Annotated in this window: 20 protein-coding genes; 16 read left to right on the top strand and 4 right to left on the bottom strand. The window is 69.6% G+C overall.

Annotated features, from left to right (window positions below; all coding sequences use genetic code 11):
- Window positions 1-32 precede the first annotated feature (32 nt).
- From ACFV6E_RS25215 to ACFV6E_RS25180, 8 genes are all read left to right on the top strand, one after another.
- Window positions 33-1,031, top strand: a complete 999-nt coding sequence (locus ACFV6E_RS25215) for an ABC transporter permease (protein WP_385163017.1) — start codon at window positions 33-35, stop codon at window positions 1,029-1,031.
- A complete protein-coding gene (locus tag ACFV6E_RS25210; protein WP_385162939.1) occupies window positions 1,028-2,125 on the top strand; it encodes an ABC transporter ATP-binding protein in 1,098 nt (365 codons plus the stop codon). Before ACFV6E_RS25215 ends, ACFV6E_RS25210 begins: the two co-directional genes overlap by 4 nt.
- A 35-nt stretch (window positions 2,126-2,160) precedes the next feature.
- Window positions 2,161-3,417 carry an ABC transporter ATP-binding protein gene (locus ACFV6E_RS25205; RefSeq protein WP_385464788.1) on the top strand — a complete coding sequence of 419 codons (1,257 nt, stop codon included), beginning with the start codon at window positions 2,161-2,163 and terminating at the stop codon, window positions 3,415-3,417.
- Between the two features lie 108 nt (window positions 3,418-3,525).
- A complete protein-coding gene (locus ACFV6E_RS25200) occupies window positions 3,526-4,962 on the top strand; it encodes a M1 family metallopeptidase (RefSeq protein ID WP_385464785.1) in 1,437 nt (478 codons plus the stop codon).
- A 70-nt stretch (window positions 4,963-5,032) separates the two neighbouring features.
- Entirely contained in the window at window positions 5,033-5,698 is a 666-nt protein-coding gene (locus tag ACFV6E_RS25195; RefSeq protein ID WP_385162933.1) for a trimeric intracellular cation channel family protein, read from the top strand.
- 69 nt (window positions 5,699-5,767) lie between these two features.
- Window positions 5,768-6,628: a thioesterase family protein gene (locus ACFV6E_RS25190; RefSeq protein WP_385464782.1), complete on the top strand. Its 861-nt coding sequence runs from the start codon at window positions 5,768-5,770 to the stop codon at window positions 6,626-6,628.
- 131 nt (window positions 6,629-6,759) lie between these two features.
- Window positions 6,760-7,737: a helix-turn-helix transcriptional regulator gene (locus ACFV6E_RS25185; protein WP_385464780.1), complete on the top strand. Its 978-nt coding sequence runs from the start codon at window positions 6,760-6,762 to the stop codon at window positions 7,735-7,737.
- Window positions 7,738-7,911: 174 nt separating this feature from the next.
- Window positions 7,912-8,313 carry a hypothetical protein gene (locus tag ACFV6E_RS25180; protein ID WP_385464777.1) on the top strand — a complete coding sequence of 134 codons (402 nt, stop codon included), beginning with the start codon at window positions 7,912-7,914 and terminating at the stop codon, window positions 8,311-8,313.
- Between the two features lie 111 nt (window positions 8,314-8,424).
- On the opposite strand, the gene ACFV6E_RS25175 is transcribed toward ACFV6E_RS25180, so the two are convergent.
- Window positions 8,425-9,057 (bottom strand): TetR family transcriptional regulator, encoded by a 633-nt coding sequence (locus ACFV6E_RS25175; RefSeq protein WP_385162925.1) that lies wholly within the window; start codon window positions 9,055-9,057, stop codon window positions 8,425-8,427.
- A 151-nt stretch (window positions 9,058-9,208) separates the two neighbouring features.
- On the opposite strand from ACFV6E_RS25175, the gene ACFV6E_RS25170 reads away from it, so the two are divergent.
- The 3 genes from ACFV6E_RS25170 (at window position 9,209) to ACFV6E_RS25160 (ending at window position 10,987) form a co-directional block, all read left to right on the top strand.
- Window positions 9,209-9,370, top strand: coding sequence for a hypothetical protein (locus ACFV6E_RS25170; protein ID WP_385162923.1), 162 nt, complete (start codon window positions 9,209-9,211; stop codon window positions 9,368-9,370).
- A gap of 61 nt (window positions 9,371-9,431) precedes the next feature.
- A complete protein-coding gene (locus ACFV6E_RS25165) occupies window positions 9,432-9,698 on the top strand; it encodes a DUF4190 domain-containing protein (RefSeq protein ID WP_385464774.1) in 267 nt (88 codons plus the stop codon).
- Window positions 9,699-9,817: 119 nt separating this feature from the next.
- Window positions 9,818-10,987 (top strand): cysteine desulfurase family protein, encoded by a 1,170-nt coding sequence (locus ACFV6E_RS25160; RefSeq protein WP_385464771.1) that lies wholly within the window; start codon window positions 9,818-9,820, stop codon window positions 10,985-10,987.
- Window positions 10,988-11,084: 97 nt separating this feature from the next.
- Here ACFV6E_RS25160 and ACFV6E_RS25155 read toward each other — a convergent pair whose 3' ends face one another.
- Complete coding sequence (locus ACFV6E_RS25155; protein WP_385464768.1) at window positions 11,085-11,765, bottom strand: N-acetylmuramoyl-L-alanine amidase; 681 nt, start codon at window positions 11,763-11,765, stop codon at window positions 11,085-11,087.
- A 60-nt stretch (window positions 11,766-11,825) separates the two neighbouring features.
- Here ACFV6E_RS25155 and mnmA point away from each other — a divergent pair, with 60 nt between their 5' ends.
- From mnmA to ACFV6E_RS25130, 5 genes are all read left to right on the top strand, one after another.
- On the top strand, window positions 11,826-12,956 hold the full coding sequence (mnmA, locus tag ACFV6E_RS25150; RefSeq protein WP_385464765.1) for a tRNA 2-thiouridine(34) synthase MnmA: 1,131 nt from the start codon (window positions 11,826-11,828) through the stop codon (window positions 12,954-12,956).
- 132 nt (window positions 12,957-13,088) lie between these two features.
- A complete protein-coding gene (locus tag ACFV6E_RS25145) occupies window positions 13,089-14,414 on the top strand; it encodes an ATP/GTP-binding protein (protein ID WP_385464763.1) in 1,326 nt (441 codons plus the stop codon).
- Between the two features lie 173 nt (window positions 14,415-14,587).
- A complete protein-coding gene (locus ACFV6E_RS25140; protein ID WP_385464760.1) occupies window positions 14,588-15,289 on the top strand; it encodes an RloB family protein in 702 nt (233 codons plus the stop codon).
- A gap of 145 nt (window positions 15,290-15,434) precedes the next feature.
- The gene (locus tag ACFV6E_RS25135; RefSeq protein ID WP_385464757.1) at window positions 15,435-18,026 is read left to right on the top strand and encodes an N-6 DNA methylase; all 2,592 of its coding nucleotides are present in this window, start codon (window positions 15,435-15,437) and stop codon (window positions 18,024-18,026) included.
- 25 nt (window positions 18,027-18,051) lie between these two features.
- Complete coding sequence (locus ACFV6E_RS25130) at window positions 18,052-19,242, top strand: hypothetical protein (protein ID WP_385464754.1); 1,191 nt, start codon at window positions 18,052-18,054, stop codon at window positions 19,240-19,242.
- Here the strand turns inward: ACFV6E_RS25130 and ACFV6E_RS25125 are convergent.
- Window positions 19,231-19,434, bottom strand: coding sequence for a DUF397 domain-containing protein (locus ACFV6E_RS25125; protein WP_385464752.1), 204 nt, complete (start codon window positions 19,432-19,434; stop codon window positions 19,231-19,233). The two genes, ACFV6E_RS25130 and ACFV6E_RS25125, sit on opposite strands and share 12 nt — an antisense overlap.
- A 14-nt stretch (window positions 19,435-19,448) precedes the next feature.
- On the bottom strand, window positions 19,449-20,303 hold the full coding sequence (locus tag ACFV6E_RS25120) for a helix-turn-helix domain-containing protein (RefSeq protein ID WP_385464749.1): 855 nt from the start codon (window positions 20,301-20,303) through the stop codon (window positions 19,449-19,451).
- Window positions 20,304-20,376 lie beyond the last annotated feature (73 nt).

The raw sequence follows: 20,376 nt of genomic DNA, 5'->3' as shown, positions 1-20,376 counted from the left end.
TGGTCCGCGGCCCCGCCGCCGGGCCGAGAGCAGTGCTCGCTTACCTCATCAGGCGGCTCTTCGCCGCCGCAGTGATGCTGGTGGTCATCATTCTGGTGGTCTTCGGCATCTTCTTCCTGGTCCCGCGGTGGGCGGGCGTCGACCCGGCCACGATGTTCATCGGGAAGCAGGCCGACCCCGCGGCCATCGAAGGCGTCCGGCAGAAGCTGGGCCTCGGCGACCCGATCTTCGTCCAGGTCTGGGAGTTCTTCAAGGGCATCTTCGCGGGACGCACCTACGCGAACGGTGGCGACGTCACCAACTGCGCCGCTCCCTGCTTCGGCTACTCCTTCCGCAGCGAACAGGCCATCTGGCCGGTGATCACCGACCGCTTCCCGGTGACCCTGGGTCTCGCGCTCGGCGCCGCCGTGCTGTGGCTGCTGTTCGGTGTCGCGGCGGGTGTGCTCTCCGCACTCAAGCGCGGCTCCTTCTGGGACCGCGGCGCGATGTTCGTCGCCCTCGGCGGCGTCTCGCTCCCCATCTACTTCACCGGCCTGCTGTCGCTGGCGATCTTCAGTTACGGGCTGGGCTGGCTCGACGCCCAGTACGTCCCGCTCGAGGAGAGCTTCACCGGCTGGTTCGGCGGCATGATCCTGCCCTGGGTCACGCTCGCCTTCCTCTACGCGGCGATGTACGCGCGGATCACCCGGGCGACCATGCTGGAGGTCCTCGGCGAGGACTACATCCGCACCGCACGGGCCAAGGGCCTGCGTGAGCCGGTGGTCATCGGCAAGCACGCCATGCGCTCCACCATGACCCCGATCCTCACCATGCTCGGCATGGACCTCGGCGCCCTGATCGGCGGCGCGATCCTCACCGAGACCACCTTCAGCCTCCCCGGACTGGGACAGGCGGTCCTCAAGGCGATCAGCGACAAGGACCTGCCCATCATCCTGGGCGTCACGCTGATCACCTCGCTCGCGGTGATCGTCGCCAACCTCGTCGTGGACATCCTGTACGCCGTGATCGACCCCCGAGTGAGGCTCGCATGACCGAACTCAGCAAGAGCGGAGCGGCGGTCGGCGAGCCCGTCAAGAGCTCGTACACCCCCTCCGCCTTCCTCGAAGTCCGTGACCTGAAGGTGCACTTCCCGACCGACGACGGCCTGGTCAAGTCCGTCGACGGCCTCAGCTTCACGCTGGAGAAGGGCAAGACCCTCGGCATCGTGGGCGAGTCCGGCTCCGGCAAGTCAGTGACCTCGCTCGGCATCATGGGCCTGCACACCGCAGGGCAGTACGGCAAGCGCAAGGCGCAGATCTCCGGCGAGATCTGGCTGGACGGCACCGAACTGCTGACGGCCGACCCGGACCACGTACGCAAGCTGCGCGGCCGCGAGATGGCGATGATCTTCCAGGATCCGCTGTCGGCCCTGCACCCGTACTACACGATCGGCCAGCAGATCGTGGAGGCGTACCGGATCCACCACAAGGTCGACAAGAAGACCGCGAAGCGCCGCGCCGTCGAGATGCTCGACCGGGTCGGCATCCCGCAGCCGGACAAGCGGGTCGACAACTACCCGCACGAGTTCTCCGGCGGTATGCGCCAGCGCGCGATGATCGCGATGTCGCTGGTCAACAACCCCGAACTGCTCATCGCGGACGAGCCGACCACCGCCCTGGACGTCACCGTCCAGGCGCAGATCCTCGACCTCATCCGCGACCTTCAGAAGGAGTTCGGCTCCGCGGTCATCGTCATCACCCACGACCTGGGCGTCGTCGCCGAGCTCTCCGACGACCTGCTGGTGATGTACGGCGGCCGCTGCGTCGAGCGCGGTCCCGCGGACAAGGTCTTCTACGAGCCGCGGCACCCCTACACCTGGGGCCTGCTCGGCTCGATGCCGCGCCTGGACCGCGAGCAGACCGAGCGCCTGATCCCGGTCAAGGGCTCCCCGCCCTCGCTGATCAACATCCCGTCCGGCTGCGCCTTCAACCCGCGCTGCCCGTACGCGGACGTCCCCAAGGACAACGTCACCCGCACGGTCCGTCCCGAGCTGTCCGAGGTCGGCGGCCGGCACTGGGCCGCCTGCCACATGACGCAGGAGCAGCGGGAGCGGATCTGGACCGAAGAGATTGCGCCCAAGCTGTGAGTGAGAACGCAAGGGACAAAGCAGGAGACGACAAGGTGAGCATCCCCGCACAGGGCGAGGGCGCGGCGGCCGGGGACTCCGGTGCGGCGAAGGCGCCGGCGGCGACCCTCACCAAGGACGCCGCCCCGGGCGAGACCCTGCTCAAGGTCACCGGTCTGCAAAAGCACTTCCCCATCCGCAAGGGGCTGCTGAAGCGGCAGGTCGGCGCGGTGCGCGCGGTCGACGGCCTGGACTTCGAGGTCAAGTCCGGCGAGACCCTGGGCGTCGTGGGCGAGTCGGGCTGCGGCAAGTCGACGATGGGCCGGCTGATCACGCGGCTGCTCGAACCGACGGCGGGCACGGTCGAGTTCGAGGGCCGGGACATCACGCACCTCGGCGTGAGCGGCATGCGCCCGATGCGCCGCGACGTCCAGATGATCTTCCAGGACCCGTACTCGTCGCTGAACCCGCGGCACACCATCGGCACGATCGTCGGCGCTCCCTTCAGGCTCCAGGGCGTCACGCCCGAGGGCGGCATCAAGAAGGAGGTCCAGCGGCTGCTGTCGGTCGTGGGCCTCAACCCCGAGCACTACAACCGCTACCCGCACGAGTTCTCCGGCGGCCAGCGCCAGCGCATCGGCATCGCCCGCGCGCTCGCGCTCAACCCGAAGCTGGTCGTGGCGGACGAGCCGGTCTCGGCGCTCGACGTGTCGATCCAGGCCCAGGTCGTCAACCTGCTCGACGACCTCCAGCAGGAACTCGGCCTGACGTACGTGATCATCGCGCACGACCTTTCGGTGGTGCGGCACGTCTCGGACCGGATCGCGGTGATGTACCTCGGCAAGATCGTCGAGCTGGCGGACCGCGACTCGCTCTACAAGGCGCCGATGCACCCGTACACCAAGGCCCTGATGTCGGCGGTGCCGATTCCGGACCCGGCGCGGCGCAACGCCAAGAGCGAGCGGATCCTGCTCCAGGGCGACGTGCCCTCGCCGATCGCGCCGCCGAGCGGCTGCCGCTTCCACACCCGGTGCTGGAAGGCGACGGAGATCTGCAAGACGACCGAGCCGCCGCTCCTGGAGCTGAAGCCGGGCCAGCAGGTCGCCTGCCACCACCCGGAGAACTTCGAGGACCAGGCGCCGCAGGACACGGTGCTGCTCACGGCGGCCAAGCAGGCCGGCGAGCTGGTGCCGGACGAGGTGCTGGCCGAGTCGGCGGAGACGTCGGCGGCGGTGGCGGCGGAGGCCGACGCTGCCGTCAAGACCGACGCCGAGGCTGACAGCGGCGAGGGCCAGGAGCCCGTGGGCAAGTGAGGCCTGCGCAGATGGCATGAGCTTGGCAAAGTCATGCACATGACCGAACGGGAGAGTTCAGAGTCGTCCGTGTCCGACTTATCGGCACACGCTCGAAAGGGACGGCTCATGAAACTCTCCCGTTCGGCACGTTCAGTGCGTGCGGCACGTACGGTCCGCTCGGTCCGCTCGGCGCGCTGGGGCGCCGTCGCCACCGCGGCGGTCTCCTTCTTCGCCGTCGCCGCCTCGCCCGCCCCCTCTCCCGGCGCCGACGGCATCGGCGACAGCTACTTCCCGCGGCTCGGCAACGGCGGCTTCGACGCCCGCCACTACGACCTCTCCGTGGCGTACGACCCGGACACCGACCGCCTCGACGGCCGTACGACCCTCACCGCCCGCGCCACCCAGAACCTCTCGTCCTTCGACCTCGACCTCCAGAAACTGGAGGTCACCCGGGTCGAAGTGAACGGCAGACGGGCCCGGTTCACCCGCGACGGCGACGAACTGCGCGTCACGCCGCGCGACGCGCTCCGCAGGGGCCGCGACTTCACGGTCACCGTCACCTACGGCGGCGTCCCCGAGCCGCTCACCGGCCCCATCGTCTTCGGCTCCGACTACGGGTGGATGAAGACCCCCGACGGCGTCTTCGTCGCCTGCGAGCCGAACGCCGCCTCCACCTGGTTTCCGTCCAGCGACCACCCCTCCGACAAGGCGACCTACGACATACGCATCAAGGCGCCCAAGGGCCTGACCGGCGTCTCCAACGGCCGGCTCGTCTCGGCGTACGACAAGGGCGGCTCGTCGTACGCGCACTGGCGCGAGAGCAGGCCCATGGCGACCTATCTGGCGACGGCGACGATCGGCAAGTTCGACGTGCGCACCGGCCGGACGCCCTCGGGGATCCCGGTCTACGTCGCCATCGACCCGGTCCTGGCCGGTGACAACACCGTCGACGTGTACGCCGTCACGGCCGCCGCCACCGACTACTGGTCGCAGGTCTTCGGCCCGTACCCCTTCGAGGAGACCGGGGCGATCGTCGACGACATGCCGCAGGCCGGGTTCTCCCTGGAGGTGCAGAGCAAGCCCGCCTACTCGGCCGTGCGCAGCGAGACGACGATCGTGCACGAGCTGGCCCACCAGTGGTTCGGCGACTCGGTCTCGGTGGCGCACTGGAAGGACATCTGGCTCAACGAGGGCTTCGCCACCTACGCGCAGTGGCTGTGGGCCGAGCACCAGGGCACCCGCAGCGCCCACGACTCCTTCCTGGCCGCTTATGACGCCCGCCCGGCGGACAACGCGTTCTGGCAGACCGTGGTCGGCGATCCGCAGCGCGACACCATGTTCGCCTCCGCGGTCTACCAGCGCGGCGCGATGACCCTCCAGGTGCTGCGCGAACGCATCGGCGACACCGCCTTCTTCAGGCTGCTGCCCGCCTGGACCGAGCAGCACCGCTACGGCAACGCGGACACCGCCGGCTTCGTCCGGCTCGCGGAGAGGATCAGCGGCAAGCAGTTGGACGACCTGTTCGACACGTGGCTCTTCACCACGGGCAAGCCGGCCCTGTAGCCGGTTCCCGGCAGCTCACCGCCGGTCCCGCGTCGCAAGGGGAGCACCCCGCTCCAGGTAAGAATGTGGGGTGCTCCAGCAATTGTTCAGCCCCTCCGTCCAGCACACGCTCGACCTGATCGGCATCTTCGTCTTCGCGATCTCCGGCGCGCTGCTCGCCGTCCGCAAGAACTTCGACATCTTCGGCATCGCCGTGCTCGCCGAGGTCACCGCGCTCGGCGGCGGGCTGTTCCGGGACCTGATCATCGGGGCCGTGCCCCCGGCGGCCTTCACCGACCTGGGGTACTTCGTCACCCCGCTGTTCGCCGCGCTGCTGGTGATGTTCCTCCATCCGCAGGTGGAGCGGATCCAGTACGGCGTGAACGTCTTCGACGCGGCCGGGCTCGGCCTCTTCTGCGTCGCGGGCACCACGAAGGCGTACGCCTACGGGCTCGGTCTCACCGCGTCCGCCTGTCTCGGGCTCGCGACGGCGGTCGGCGGCGGTGTGCTGCGCGACGTGCTGGCCAACGAGGTGCCCTCGCTGCTGCGCTGGGACCGCGACCTGTACGCGGTGCCCGCCATGGTCGGCGCCACGATGGTCGTGCTGTGCATCCGCTACGACGCGCTGACCCCGTTCACCAGCGGGCTCGCCGTCGTCACCGCCTTCGTGCTGCGGCTGCTCGCGCTGCACTACCACTGGCGGGCGCCGCGGGCGTGGAACCGCAGGTCGACGGTGCAGGAGGTCGGTGACGAGTGACACGTGTCCTCCGTACCGGCGAAACGTTCAAAGCTACTGCTTAGTAGTTATCTGTTGTACCGTTCAGCCATGCCTGAAGCAGCTTCCGCACAGGCCGGTCGGGCCACGATCGGCGACAGCGAGTTCGACCGCGACACGGCGGTGACCCCCAGGGAACCCGGCGTCTACGACATCGACCTCTCCGCCGGGTGGACGATCATCAACGCCGTCAACGGCGGCTATCTGCTGGCCGTCCTGGGCCGCGCCCTCGCGGACGCCCTGCCGCACCCCGACCCGTTCACCGTCTCCGCGCACTACCTCACCGCGTCCCGGCCCGGCCCGGCGGTCGTCCGCACGGACGTGGTCCGCGCCGGACGCACCCTCTCGACCGGCCAGGCGTCCCTCTTCCAGTACGACGACGCCGGACGCGAGGTCGAACGGATCCGGGTCCTCGCCTCGTACGGGGACCTCGACGCGCTCCCCGACGACGTACGCACCTCCGCGAAGCCGCCGGAGATCCCGCCCATGGAGCAGTGCTTCGGGCCGCAGGACGGACCGGCCCCGGTGCCCGGCAGCTCCGCCATCAGCGACCGGCTGATGCTCAAGCTCGACCCGTCGACGCTGGGCTGGGCCCTCGGCTCGCCGTCCGGCAAGGGGGAGATGCGGTCCTGGTTCGGGCTGGCCGACGGCCGGGACGCGGACCCGTTCTCGCTGCTCCTCGCGGTCGACGCGCTGCCGCCGACCGCCTTCGAGCTCGGTCTGGCCGGCTGGGTGCCGACGGTCGAGCTGACCGTGCACGTACGGTGCCGGCCGGCCCCGGGGCCGCTGCGGGTCTCCGTCGTCACCCGCAATCTGGCCCACGGCTTCCTGGAGGAGGACGCCGAGGTCTGGGACAGCGCCGACCGCCTGGTGGCCCAGTCCCGGCAGCTGGCACGCGTACGACTGGGCTGAGAACGGACGGGTCGCGGGCGGTGCGGGGTACGGGGTCCTCGCGGGCGGTGCGGGGTACGGGGTCCTCGCGGGCGGTGCGGAGGGCGCCGGGCGGGACTGATTCTTCCTGAGCGGTACGGAATCCTGTTCCGGTGAAATCCGACCGACTGCTGTCGATCCTGCTGCTGCTCCAGACCCGCGGCCGCGTCACCGCACCCGAGCTCGCCGAGCGCCTCGAGGTATCGGTCCGCACCGTCTACCGCGACGTCGAGGCCCTGTCGGCCGCCGGTGTCCCGGTGTACACCGAGCGCGGCCGGCACGGCGGCATCGAACTCCTCGCCGGATTCCGTACCGACGTCACCGGACTGACCGCCGACGAGTCCCGGGCGCTGTTCGTGCTGGCCGCGCAGGACGCGCACGCCGCGCTCGGGCTCGACGCGGCGCTCGCCTCGGCGCTGCGCAAGGTGATGGCCGCGCTGCCCGCCCCGCACCGGCCCGCCGCCGACCTGACCGGCCGCCGTGTCCTCGTCGACGCCACCCGATGGCTGGGCGGCCCGCGGCGCGCTGTCGACCTGGCGGTGCTCCAGGACGCCGTGTTCGCCGACCGCCGGCTGCGGCTGCGCTACCGGCACAGCGGTCATGCGGACCCGCGCACGTACACCGTCGACCCCTACGGCCTGGTGTCGAAGGCCGGTGTCTGGTACCTCGTCGCCGACCGGCGCGGCAGGCCCCGGCTGTTCCGCGCCGACCGGGTGCGGTCGGCCACGCCGCTCGCGGAGCCGGTGCGCCGCCGCCCCGGGGTGGAGCTCGCCGACGTCTGGGAGGTGCTGCGCCGCCGCGTCGAGGAGCGGCCCGGCGGTCTCGACGTGACCGTGCGGGTACGGCGGTCCCGGCTCGACCTGTTCCTGCGGCTGAACGCCGCCTCGCTCGCGGCCCTGCCGGACGACGACGGCGTCAGCGAATGGGTCACCGCCCGGCTGTCGTACGGCGTCGTGGGGGAGGCGCGCGCCCTGCTCGCCTTCGGCGACCGGATCGAGGTGCTCGAACCCGACGAGGTACGGGCCGAACTCGCCGCCGCGGCGGCCTCCGTAACGGAGCTGTACCGGCGGCAGGACCGATCCGGTGAGTGAACGCCCAGGTCGCAGCGGTGTGTTGAGTCCGGCTTTGCCGGAACCACAGGGCGGTCACAGCGGGGGCCCAACTGGGCCCTAAGGACGGTTGGTTGCATGCGCCTCTCAGAAACCTTTCATGATCCTCATGAAGTCCATGGGCGTCATGACCTCTTGATCCGGGAGTAGCTGCTCATGAAGCGCGCACGTCTCGTCCCCGCCGTCGCCCTGCTCGCGCTGTCGCCCCTGCTCGCGGCCTGCGGCGGTTCGGACGAATCCTCGTCGGGCAGCGGCGACTCGGCGCAGCAGAGCTGCCAGCCGCCGTCCGGGATGCCGAGCGGCGGTCCGTCCGGGGCGCCGTCGGGCATGCCGACCGGCTCGGCCCGTCCCTCCGGCTCGCCCAGCGGGACGCCGTCGGGCATGCCGACCGGTGAGGCGCCCTCCGGCGCTCCGTCCGGGATGCCGAGCGGTGGCCCCGGCGGCGGCGGGCAGGGCGGCGGTCCCGGCGGTGGCTGCGGCGGTGGCCCGGGCGGCGCCCAGGGCGGCGGTCAGGGGCAGCCGAGCGGGCAGCCGAGCCAGCAGGCGACCAAGAGCTGACACAGGCTCTGAGGGGCGCGTCCGGATTCACTCACCGGATGCGCCCCCTTGGGCCGTCGTCGTGCCCCCTTCGGCCGTCGTGGTGTCCCGGCCCCGGTCCTGGTCCCGGCCTCACCCGAGCCAGTGGCGGCGGCCGATGCTGATCAGCCGCAGCCGGCGGGCCGCCAGGCGGGTCACCCGGTCCCGTTCCCCTTCCTCCTCGGGGCCCTCCAGCGCCTCCAGGAAGAGCGAGGCCGTCACGAGCATCTGGTCGACGTACAGCGCCGCCAGCATCAGCAGATCGTCGTCGCTCCACCCTTCGGACTCGGGGTGCTTGGCCAGCTCGGCCCGCACCTCCTCGGCGAACCGGGCCAGTTGCTCGCTGATCGCCTGCCGCACCGGCTGGACGCCGCCGTGCCGCTCCCGGGCGACGAAGCGGACGTGCGCCGGGTGGGCCGCCACGTGACGGGCTATCAGCCCGACCGCGCGCGTGATGCGCTCCTCGCTGTCGCCGGCCGCGGACACCGTGTGCCCGATCATCGGGTGCAGGCTGCCCAGCGCCTCCTCGACGAGCGCCACCCCGAGGTCCGCCGTGGAGCGGAAGTGCCGGTAGAAGGCGGTCGGGGCGATGCCGACCGCCCGGGTGACCTCGCGCAGCCCGAGGCTGGACAGGCTCTGCTCCTCCAGCAGGGACAGGGCGGCGTCCAGCAGTGCCTGCCGGGTCCGCTGCTTCTGCGCCTGCCGGGTGCCGAGGGTGTGACTCATGCCATGCAGTTAACAACTGTTCTCCGTAATTGGAAAGCCGCGCGGCGCGCTAGACTTATCAGTCAGTGAACAAGTGTTATCCGGAGTTGGAGTCGCTGGAATCCGGACGCACGCACACGAAGCCCGATCGCCGTCGCACGGAAGGCACGTCATGCTGATCCTCGTCGCCGCCCTGCTGCTCATGGGTGTCGTCATGGGCTCGGTGGCCCACGCGCCGCTGTCCTTCACCCTGGTCGCCGCCACCGTCATCGCCGCCTGGCTGGCCGTCTTCGCGCTGCGCGAGCGGCACGCCCGCCGCCGCAGGACGCACTGACCGCCCCGCGCCCGCCCGTCGTCGCGAGCTCACGCCCATCCACCGTCTGGAGCCGAACCTCATGCAGCTCACCGCCGCTCCGACCCGCCGCACCGGAATCCGGGACGCCGACGGCATGGCCGTCGCCTCCTTCATCCTCGGCCTCCTCGGACTGCTGGTCCTCAACGTCTTCCTCGGCCCGATCGCCGTCGTCCTGGCCTCCGCCGCCCTGTGGCGCGGCACCCACCGCAAGGGCCGGGCCCTCCTCGGACTCGGCCTCGGCGTCGCCGACCTGGTCGTCCTGGTCGCCTTCATGCAGTTCGACAACACGGTGTCCTGGAGCTTCTGAAACCCGGTTCCGCGGAGCATTCGAAGCACGGGACCGGCGCCTGTGCCCCTTGGCGCTCGCCGTCCCCCCGACGCGGGGGCGGAGCCGACCGGCCCACGGCCCGTAGAATCGGGCCCACCATGGCTTACCTCGACCACGCCGCGACCACCCCGATGCTTCCCGAGGCGGCAGAGGCACTGACCGCCCAACTCGGCATCACGGGCAACGCCTCCTCCCTGCACGTCGCCGGCCGACGAGCCCGGCGGACGGTCGAGGAATCCCGCGAGACCCTGGCCGACGCCCTCGGCGCGCGCCCCAGCGAGGTGGTGTTCACCTCCGGCGGCACCGAGGCCGACAACCTCGCCGTCAAGGGCCTGTACTGGTCGCGCCGCGACGCCGACCCCGCCCGCACCCGCGTCCTCGCCAGCCCCGTCGAGCACCACGCCGTACTCGACGCCGTGCACTGGCTGGGCGAGCACGAGGGCGCCACCGTCGAGTACCTGCCCGTGGACGAGTACGGCCGGGTGCACCCCGAGGCGCTGCGCGAGGCCCTCGCCCGCAACCCCGACGACGTCGCCCTCGCCACCGTCATGTGGGCCAACAACGAGATCGGCACCCTGCTGCCGGTCCGTGAACTGGCCGACGTCGCCGCCGAGTTCGGCGTGCCGCTGCACGCCGACGCCGTGCAGGCCTTCGGGCAGGTGCCCGTCGACTTCGGCGCCTCAGGGCTCGCCGCGATGACGGTGTCGGGACACAAGGTCGGCGGCCCGTACGGCATCGGGGCGCTGCTGCTGGGCCGCGAGTACAGCCCCGTACCCGTGCTGCACGGTGGCGGCCAGGAGCGGCACGTGCGCTCCGGGACGCTGGACGTGCCCGCGATCGCGTCGTTCGCCGTCGCCGGGCGGCTCGCCGCCGAGCGGCGGGAGTGGTTCGCCCGGGAGGTCGGCGCGCTCCGTGACGACCTGGTGGACGCCGTCCGCAAGGCCGTGCCCGACGCGCTGCTGGGCGGCGACCCGGACCCGGCCGGGCGGCTCCCGGCCAACGCGCACTTCACCTTCCCCGGCTGCGAGGGCGACTCGCTCCTGCTGCTGCTCGACGCCCAGGGCATCGAGTGCTCCACGGGCTCCGCGTGCACGGCGGGCGTCGCCCAGCCGAGCCACGTCCTCCTCGCCACCGGCACCGACCCCGACCTGGCCCGCGGCACCCTGCGCTTCTCCCTCGGCCACACCTCCACGGCGGCCGACGTCGAGGCGGTGGCCCACACGATCGGCCCGGCGGTGGAACGGGCGCGGTCGGCGGGGCTGAGTTGAATCGGAGGCGCTGGGCAGCGCCCTGAAGGGGCGCGGGGAACTGCGCGACCGGCCACGACGAACCCGCGGACGGCGCACCGGAGATCCAGCTGAGCGCTCAGGCGCTCGCGGTACGCGCCCGCCGTACCAGCTTCAGATACCTGTCCCAGTCCCAGTGCGGGCCCGGGTCCGTGTGGTCGGTGCCCGGGACCTCGACGTGCCCGATGATGTGCTCGCGGTCGACGGGTATGGAGTAGTGCGCGCAGATCCGGGCCGTGAGCCGGGCGGAGGCCGCGTACATCGCGTCGGTGAAGTCCTGCGGGCGGTCCACGAAGCCCTCGTGCTCTATGCCGACGCTCCGCTCGTTGTACTCCCGGTTGCCCGCGTGGAAGGCCACGTCCAGCTCGCGGATCATCTGCGTCACGTGCCCGTCCTGGCCCACGATGTAGTGCGCGGCGGCCCCGTGCCCCGGGTCCTGGAAGACCTTCACCGCGCTCTTGAAGCTGCCCTGCGTGACATGGATGATCACCCGGTCTATGACGTAGTCGTCGGGCCGGTCGGCCCGCCGCCAGTTCGCCGACGACGCCGCCACCCACTCGGCGCCCCGGAAGTCGACCGCGCCCTCCTCGCGGGGCTTCTCCACGCCGGGCAGCCGCCACCACAGGTGTCCCAGCTCGTCCAGGCCGAGCGCGAGCACGCCCACCGCCGCCGCCGTACCGCCGATGAGCAGCGCGCGGCGCCCGATGCGCCGGTCCGAGTCGCCCTGGCCCTTCCCGGGCCCGCCCATTTCTTCCCCCATGCGATCTTCAACGGATACGCGCGGGCTTCGGTTCCCGCCGCCCCGTACTCTTGAGGGGCTATGACTGAGACCTCGCAGCGCACCCGCCCCCTTCGCGTACTCGCCGCCATGTCCGGCGGCGTGGACTCCGCCGTCGCCGCCGCCCGTGCCGCGGAAGCGGGCCACGACGTGACCGGTGTCCACCTCGCGCTCTCCGCGAACCCGCAGTCGTTCCGCACCGGGGCCCGCGGCTGTTGCACCATCGAGGACTCGCGCGACGCCCGCCGCGCCGCGGACGTCATCGGCATCCCGTTCTACGTCTGGGACCTCGCCGAGCGCTTCCGCGAGGACGTGGTCGAGGACTTCGTCGCCGAGTACGAGGCGGGGCGCACGCCGAACCCGTGCCTGCGCTGCAACGAGAAGATCAAGTTCGCGGCGCTGCTCGACAAGGCGCTCGCGCTGGGCTTCGACGCGGTCTGCACGGGCCACTACGCGAAGGTCGTCGTCAACGGGGACGGCGAGCGCGAGCTGCACCGCGCCTCCGACATGGCCAAGGACCAGTCGTACGTCCTCGGCGTGCTGGACGACCGCCAGCTCGCGCACGCGCTCTTCCCGCTCGGCGACACGGTCACCACGAAGGACGAGATCCGCGCGGAGGCGGAGCGCCGGGGCCTCGCCGTCGCCAAGAAGCCCGACTCGCACGACATCTGCTTCATCGCGGACGGCGACACCCAGGGCTTCCTGGCCGGCCGCCTCGGCAAGGCCGAGGGCGACATCGTGGACGAGTCGGGGGCGGTCGTCGGCAGCCACGAGGGCGCGTACGGCTTCACCATCGGCCAGCGCAAGGGCCTGCGCATCGGCACCCCGGCCCCTGACGGCAAGCCGCGCTACGTCCTGGACATCTCCCCCGTGGACAACACGGTGACGGTGGGCCCGGCGGCGTCCCTGGACGTCTCGGCGCTGACGGCGATCAAGCCCCGCTGGTGCGGCGCGGCGCCGGCCGGTCCCGGCGCGTACACGGCCCAGCTGCGGGCGCACGGCGGCGAGACCGAGGTGACCGCCGAACTGGTCGACGGCCACCTGGAGGTCGCCTTCACCGAGCCCGTCCGGGGCGTGGCCCCCGGCCAGGCGATCGTCCTCTACGACGGCACCCGGGTGGTGGGCTCGGCGACGATCGCGACGACCACGCGCGCGACGGCCGCGGTCGTCTGATCTTCTGGGGGTGGCTCCGGTGACGCAGCCGTCATAGGCTGCTACCGCGGAACGTCCGCATGGTCATTCCCGCATGGCCAGACACGAGCACGTGAAGGACGGGCGCCCCGCCCGTCCACCTGGAGGTCGACGGTGCTGCTGCGCTTCAGGGTGGCCAATCACCGGTCGATCCGTGACGAGTGCGAGCTGTCGCTGGTCGGCACCAAGGACTACGACGACGGTGCCGCGCGTGTCACCGGTCTGCGTCAGGGCGATGACGAGGTGTCGGTCGAGCCAGTGGTGGGCGTCTTCGGTGCCAATGCCTCGGGGAAGTCGAACCTGCTGAGTTCGATGTATTTCATGCGCAGGGCGGTACGCGAGTCGTTCGCCGAGTGGACGAAGCTGACGGGGGTGCCGCGCGAGCCGTTCAAGCTGGATCCGGAGGCCCGCGACGAGACGTCCGTCTTCGAGGTCGACCTCGTACTGGGGCGGCAGCGCGTCCGCTACACCTACGGTTTCGAGCTGTCGGACGACCGCGTGGAGGCCGAATGGCTGTACGCGTACCCGAAGGGTGAGCGGGTCGTCTGGTTCGACCGGGAGGCGGACCGCCCGCCGTCGGAGGGCGACGAGTACGTCTTCGACGAAGGTGGATTCCAGGGGAAGCGGGACGACCTGGTCGGTTTCACCCGTCCGAACGCCCTGTTCCTGTCCACCGCCGCCGCCCTGAACGATCCGCAGCTGTCGGCGATCCACCGATGGTTTCTGGACAACCTGTGGCTGGTGACGCCGGGCCAGGACGTCGCCGCCCGGACCGACTGGACGCGCCGTCTCCTCGCCGGCACCTCCGCGAGTGCGAAGGCGCGCGCACAGACCGGACCGCAGGACTACACCCGGCGTCTGACTCAGCTCCTGGCCATCGCCGACCTCGGCCTGACCGGTGTGGACATCGACCGCGATACAGGCGAAGTGACGCTGCGCCACCGCACGTCCAGCGGTGACGAGGCCCCGCTGGACTTCCATGGTGAGGAATCGCTCGGCACCCACAGTTGGTTCGCCTTCCTCGGCCCGATGCTGTACGTGCTCGACAAGGGTTCCGTGCTGCTCGTGGACGAGTTGGACTCCAGTCTCCACCCCACGCTGGCCGCCGAGGTCGTACGCCTCTTCCAGGACCCGCAGGCCAACCCGCGTGACGCCCAGCTGATCTTCACCACTCACGACGCGACGCTGCTGGGCAGCGAGGTGCTGGAGCGCCCGCTCGGCCGCGATCAGGTGTGGATCACGGCGAAGCGGACGTCCGGCGAGACAGAGGTCTACCGCTTGACCGAGGCTGACCCAGGCCCCGGCGAAAATCTGGAACGCGGCTATCTGCGGGGCCGTTACGGTGGCGTCCCGCGGATCGGCGCGGGTGACATGGCCCGCGAGCTGTCCTGGCGGGAGCAGGAAAAGGAACGCGAGCGGGAGGCGAGGGCGTCGGCGTGACCAGGCGGGGCGGAAGAAACGAGGGGCCCGGCGGCGGTACGAGCGCTCGACCGGGCGGGTCGGAGGGGCCTGGGGGCGAGGGCAGGCGCAAAAAGGGCCGCCGTGACCGCAGAGCGGAGAGTCCGCTGGTACCGGCCGTACCCTCCGTCCCCGCTGCCACCCGACGGCAGCGAGTGCTCTACGTCGGCTGCGAAGGCGAGTCCACGGAGCCGGACTACCTGAAGTACCTCCAGAACCGCTTCGGCAACGGCGAGGCAACCGGACAGCCGTTCCTGATCCACACGGTCAAGAAGAAGAACGGGCTCAAGCCGGAAGAGGTCGTCGAGGCCGTGAAGGCCCGCGCCGCCGAGGACGAGGCCTGGGCGCTCTTCGACCGTGACCAGCACACCAAGATCCCGCAGGCCGTCGCGGAGGCCGCGGCGACAGGCGTGGAGGTGTGCTTCTCCCACCCCTCGTTCGACCTGTGGCTCCTGCTGCACTTTCAGCCGTTCGGGGGCGCGCAGAGCGGTAGCAGCGAGCTGGTCCACGACAAGCTGCGCGCAGCCCACCCCGCGTTCAAGAACTTCGACAAGCGCAACGACAAGAGCGTCAAGGGCCAGCGCGAAGAGGCCCTGGAGGACAAGGCCGACAAGGCGATCACGCACGCGAAGATGCTGCTGGCCCAGTGCGAGTACGGGGCGTGCAAGGCTACACAGGCAAAGATCGTTCCGCCCCGCCAGCGGTACGACGACGAAGTCGCGGCACCGCCGAGTCCCAAGCCTCCCGAGCGCTGGGCGGCCCGGTCAGGCCACGCGCCGGGCTGTCCGGTTCTGGACCGGGACCCGTCCACCGACGTCTGGCGGCTGCTGGTGAGTCTGGGCATCACCGAAGGCTGACCACGGATACGGCTACGGCGACGCCGATCGGACGGAGACCGCGGTCTCGTTTCCGCCTCGCCCGCCGGGCGTCTAGGCTTCCAGGGCACTCCGGCCCCACCCGGCACGGGGTGCCTCCGCATCCCGTCACACGAAGGACCGGCGCGTGGCCCGAATCACCCTGCCCGAACTGGAACGGCACCTGTTCGCCGCCGCCGACATCCTGCGCGGACGCATGGAGCCCTCCGACTACCGGGACTACATCTTCGGGATGCTGTTCCTCAAGCGCTGCTCGGACGAGTTCCAGCCGGAATGGGAGCGCGTGCACGCGGAGGCGCTGGAGGCCACGGGGGACGAGGAGCGCGCCAGGAAGAGGGCGGACGATCCGGACTCGTACGACCGCGTCTACTACGTCCCCCCTCGCGCCCGCTGGTGGGCGGGGCCACACCGTGATCCCGAGTTGCCCGACGGATTCGTGCCCGGTATCTCCGAGCTGACCGAACGGGTGGGGGAGCGTCTGGACGAAGCGCTCGCCGCGCTGGAGGCCGGCAACGTACTGCTCGCCGGAGTCACCTCTCACATCAACTTCAACGCCCAAATCGGCAACCGGTCCCGTTTCACCACGACCGAACTGCGCTCCCTGATCCGCCACTTCAGCATGTACCGGCTGCGCAACGAGGACTTCGAGTTCCCGGACATGCTGGGTGCCGCGTACGAGTACCTGCTCGCGCGCTTCGCCGACAGCGCGGGTCAGAGCGGCGGCGAGTTCTACACCCCGCGTTCCGTGGTCCGCATGATGGTGCGCCTGGTCGACCCGCAGCCCACCGAGACCGTCTACGACCCGTGCATGGGCTCGGGCGGCATGCTCATCGCCGCCAGGGAGTACGTGGAGGAGCACGGCGGCAGGCCGGAGGAACTGGGCGTCAACGGCCAGGACCTGCGGCCCGAGTCGTGGTCGATGGCCAGCATGAACATGGTCCTGCACGGCATCCGTGACTTCGACCTCCGGCACGGCGACACCCTCACGGAGCCGCTGCACATCGACCCCGCCACAGGCCGGCTCCGCACGTTCACCAAGATCCTTTCCAATCCGCCGTTCTCCCAGCTCTACGACCGCCCGTCGGTCGAGGCGGCGGAGGCGAGGCACGGCACACGTATGAAGTGGGGCTGGGCCCCGGAGAAGGGCAAGAAGGCGGACCTCATGTTCGCCCAGCACATGCTCGGTGTGCTGGAGGAGCGGGGCATGGTCGCCGTCGTCATGCCGCACGGCGTGCTCTTCCGGGGCGGCAAGGAACGCGACATCCGGACGGAACTGCTGCGCGACGACTGCGTGGAGGCGGTCATCGGCATCGGCCCGAACCTCTTCTACGGGGTCGGCGTCCCGGCGTGCATCCTGATTCTGCGCCGCCCCCACCGTAAGTCTCCGGCCCGCGAAAAGAGGGTCCTGTTCATCAACGCGGACCGCGACTTCACGCCGGGCCGTAACCAGAACGAACTCGGTCCGGAACACGTCGAGAAGATCGTTACAGTCTTCCAGGAGGGCCGCGAGGTCCCCGGCTACTCGGCGTTCGTGAAGCGCGACGATCTTCTCGCCGCCGACGCCAATCTCAACATCCGCCGCTGGGTGGACAACTCCCCGCCCGCCGAGCCGCACGATGTACGGGCGCACCTGTACGGCGGAGTCCCGGTCGCGGAGGTCGCGGCGAAGAGGGACCTGTTCGACGCATACGGGGTGGACGCGGCCTCGCTGTTCGCGGTACGGGAGAACGACCCGGCCTACTACGACTTCCTGCCGGAGGGCCCGGAGGCCAGCGCGGTCCGCATCCCGGAGCTGGCGGCCCCGAGGGAGGCCGAGCTGCGGGAGGCGTACGACACCTGGTGGGCCGACGGCCAGGAACTGTTCGTGCACCTGGCGAAGAACGGCCCGCGCAAGCTCATGGACCTGCGCAGCGGCCTACTGGACGGCTTCGCCGAGGCCATCGGGGGTGTGGAAGTCCTCGACCGCTACCGTACGGCGGGCATCGTCGCTGACTGGTGGACGGAGTCCCGCTATGACATGAAGGCGCTGGCGGCCGGCGGCTTCAAGCGGGTGCTGGAAGGCTGGGTCGACTCCACGGAGGCGATCCTGACCCCGGCCGTGGCGTCCACCGGCTCGACCCGCCGGGCGACGGTGTCGGCGGCGGACCGGCGTGCGGCGCTGGACCGGCCGGTCGTGAGGCTGCTGATTCCCGACTTCCTGGACGCCTACGGGAAAGCCGAGACCGCGTCGGCTACGGCGGACGCGGCGTTCAAGGAGGCGGCCGAAGCTCTGGCGGCGGTGAAGCCGAAGGACGCGGACGAGTCGGAGGAGGGGGAGGAGTCCGGCGAAGTCGACGGAGAGGAGTCGACCGCCGAGCCGGTGTCCCCCGAGGAACTGGCCCGCCTGGAGAAGCAGTTGGCGCTCCGGAAGAAGGAACGGGCCGCCGCGACGAAGAAGCGCAAGGCGCTGGAGGACCAGTTCCTGCCGCAGCTTCTCGCCGCGGCCAAGCTGGCGCTGGCGGACGATGAGCGGACGCGTGAGGTCGTACTGGCGATCCTGAACGAGAGCCTGTCGGCGCGACTTGAGGCCGCGGTGGCCGTCGGCCGGCGGGAGCTGGTCGCGACGTACCGACGGTGGGCCGAGAAGTATGCGGTGTCGCTGGCGGAGCTTGAAGAGGAGAGCGCGGAGGCTCAGACGGAGCTGACGGGGTGGCTGGAGGAGTTGGGTTATGGGCGGTGAGGGTCGAGTGGTCCCCAGGGTGCGCTTGGGTGACGTACTGCTCGGGAACCCGAGGAATGGTTACTCACCCAAAGCGGTGGCCGGTTGGACAGGGCTCCAGGCGCTGGGCCTCGGTTGTCTGACGGCGAATGGCTTTGCTCCGATCCAGCTCAAGAACGTTCCGGACACGCCGCTGGCGCGTGCGGCGCTTCTGTCGGACGGTGATCTGCTGATGAGCCGGGCGAACACACGTGAGCTGGTGGGGCTCGTCGGCCGTTACAGATCCACTGGGCGGCCCACCATTTATCCGGACTTGATGATGCGCTTGCGTACTGATGAAGACCGGTGTCTGTCCGAGTATCTGGAGATCGTTCTCCGCTCCGCCCGGGTTCGCCGAGAGGTGACGACAGGAGCGCGCGGTACCAGTGAAAGCATGGTCAAGATCGGCGCTGAACTTGTTACGGCGTTGGAAATTCCGCTCCCTATGCTGAGTGAGCAGCGCCGTATTGTCGCCGCGTATACTGCGTTCGAACGTCGAATTTCGAATCTAGAGCGAGTGCGAGAAAAGGTTCGGCTTGGCGGTGAAGCGTTGCGCACTCATTCTTTGCGTTGCTCATTCGACGCAACCGCATCTCCGCTCGGGGGCATGCTCATCGATATTGAAACAGGATTGGGGGCAGGGACTATTGCCCGCCAACCTATGGATGGGGAGTGGGGCGTTCTTCGTTTGAGTGCCTTCACCAGTGGGCGTTTCGCGAGAGATCAAGCGAAGTGTCTACCTGTTGCTGGGCCCTCGGTGAGCACACTTGAAATTCGCGATCGTGATGTCCTTATGGTTCGGGTCAACGGCGCACAGGATCTTGTGGGCGCGGTGCGAGTCGCACGAAAAGTGCGATCCGGACTATTGCTGTCCGACTTGATGTATCGGCTGGTGCCTGATGAGGATCAAATTTTGTCGGAATTTTTGGGGCTCGTTCTCGAATTCAACCCGGTGCGGCAACAGATTCGTCAGGCCATGCGAGGGTCAAGCGGACAGTTTCAGTTGCCCAAGTCGCAGCTTGAGGCAATCAGGCTTCCGAAGATCGACGTCGAGGAGCAGCAGCGTATTGTTGCTGCTAACAGTGCTTTCGGTAGGCGCATCGAAAACATTGAAAGGAAAATCGTCAAGTGCCGCACAGTCCAGCAGGCTGTCGTCGAAAGCCTCCTCGGTCAGCGGGTGCTGGACTCAGTGGCTTGACCTGAGCGTTCGCTCGGTGCTTTGCCTTACCGCGCGTATAAGCGACAGCAGTGCCTTCCGATTCACCTCTATAACCTCAGTCGGACTGTCACCTTCGCGGAGGGCTACACTGCCGCCGAAGGTGGTCAGTTCGACGCAGTTGTTACCTCCGCCTCCGCAGAATGATGAACGCTGCCAATCACTCCTGTTCATCTTCCTGTTTCCTTTCATAGGTCACGTGCGACGGACCGGATGAGCTGCTGCGACTCACCGGGAGGGAGCGCGGACTGCTCCATCAGGTCCAGAAGAGAACGGTAGTTTGCCAGAGGGCTCGGGGCGTCGACGAAGTGCGCGCCGAGTGCCGTATCGAGCTGCACTGTGTCCAACTGTCGCACCGAACCCTCTGCATACAGGATCGACTGTCCCGCCCCGTGAAAGGCTCCTGCGCTGAACGGGATCACCAGTAGGGTCACGTTGTCCCTGTCGGCTGCGTTCGCCAGGTGCTCAAGTTGCGCCCGGGCGACGTCTCGTCCTCCGAACTCCAGGCGCAAGGCGGCCTCGTGGATGATGCCGACGTACGGCGTCGGGTTCTGGCCGTTGAGGATGCGCTGACGCCTGAGCCGGTGCTCGACTCGTAGCTCGACCTCAAGCCGTCGCAGCTTGGGTACGGTGAACTCGAAGATTGCCCGTGCGTGGTCTTCTGTCTGGAACAAGCCGGGCAGGTGCACTGTCTGCGCTGTCCGGATCCGGGTGGCGAAATGCTCGACTTCGGACACCTCCAGGTGCCCCTCCGGCAGCTTGCCGCTGTATTCGTCCCACCAGTAGCTGGGGCGGCGAGGGGCGGCCATGGCTGCCAAGGCGTCGACGAGAACTGCGTCCGGGCACTTGTAGTGACATGCAATCTGGCGTACTCGCTCCTCGCTGAGGCCGGTTCGTGCTGCTTCGATGTTGGAGATCATCGTCCGGTCCGAGCCCAGCAGCGAAGCGGCTTGCTGGATCGAGATGCCGGCTTGCTCGCGCATCCGGCGCATCTCCACGGCTAGGCGGCGCTTCCGATGCGTGGGTGTGTTCCGTGAAGTCATAGGTCCTCTCTCGTGTGCGCGGGCAGTCTGTCAACCGCCAAGTATGTGGTCTAGTGAGTCAAGTGAGTGTTCA

Origin of the sequence: Streptomyces sp. NPDC059785, assembly GCF_042732375.1 — a bacterium.
GTDB lineage: Bacteria > Actinomycetota > Actinomycetes > Streptomycetales > Streptomycetaceae > Streptomyces.
This window is presented reverse-complemented; position numbering and strand designations above follow the sequence as displayed.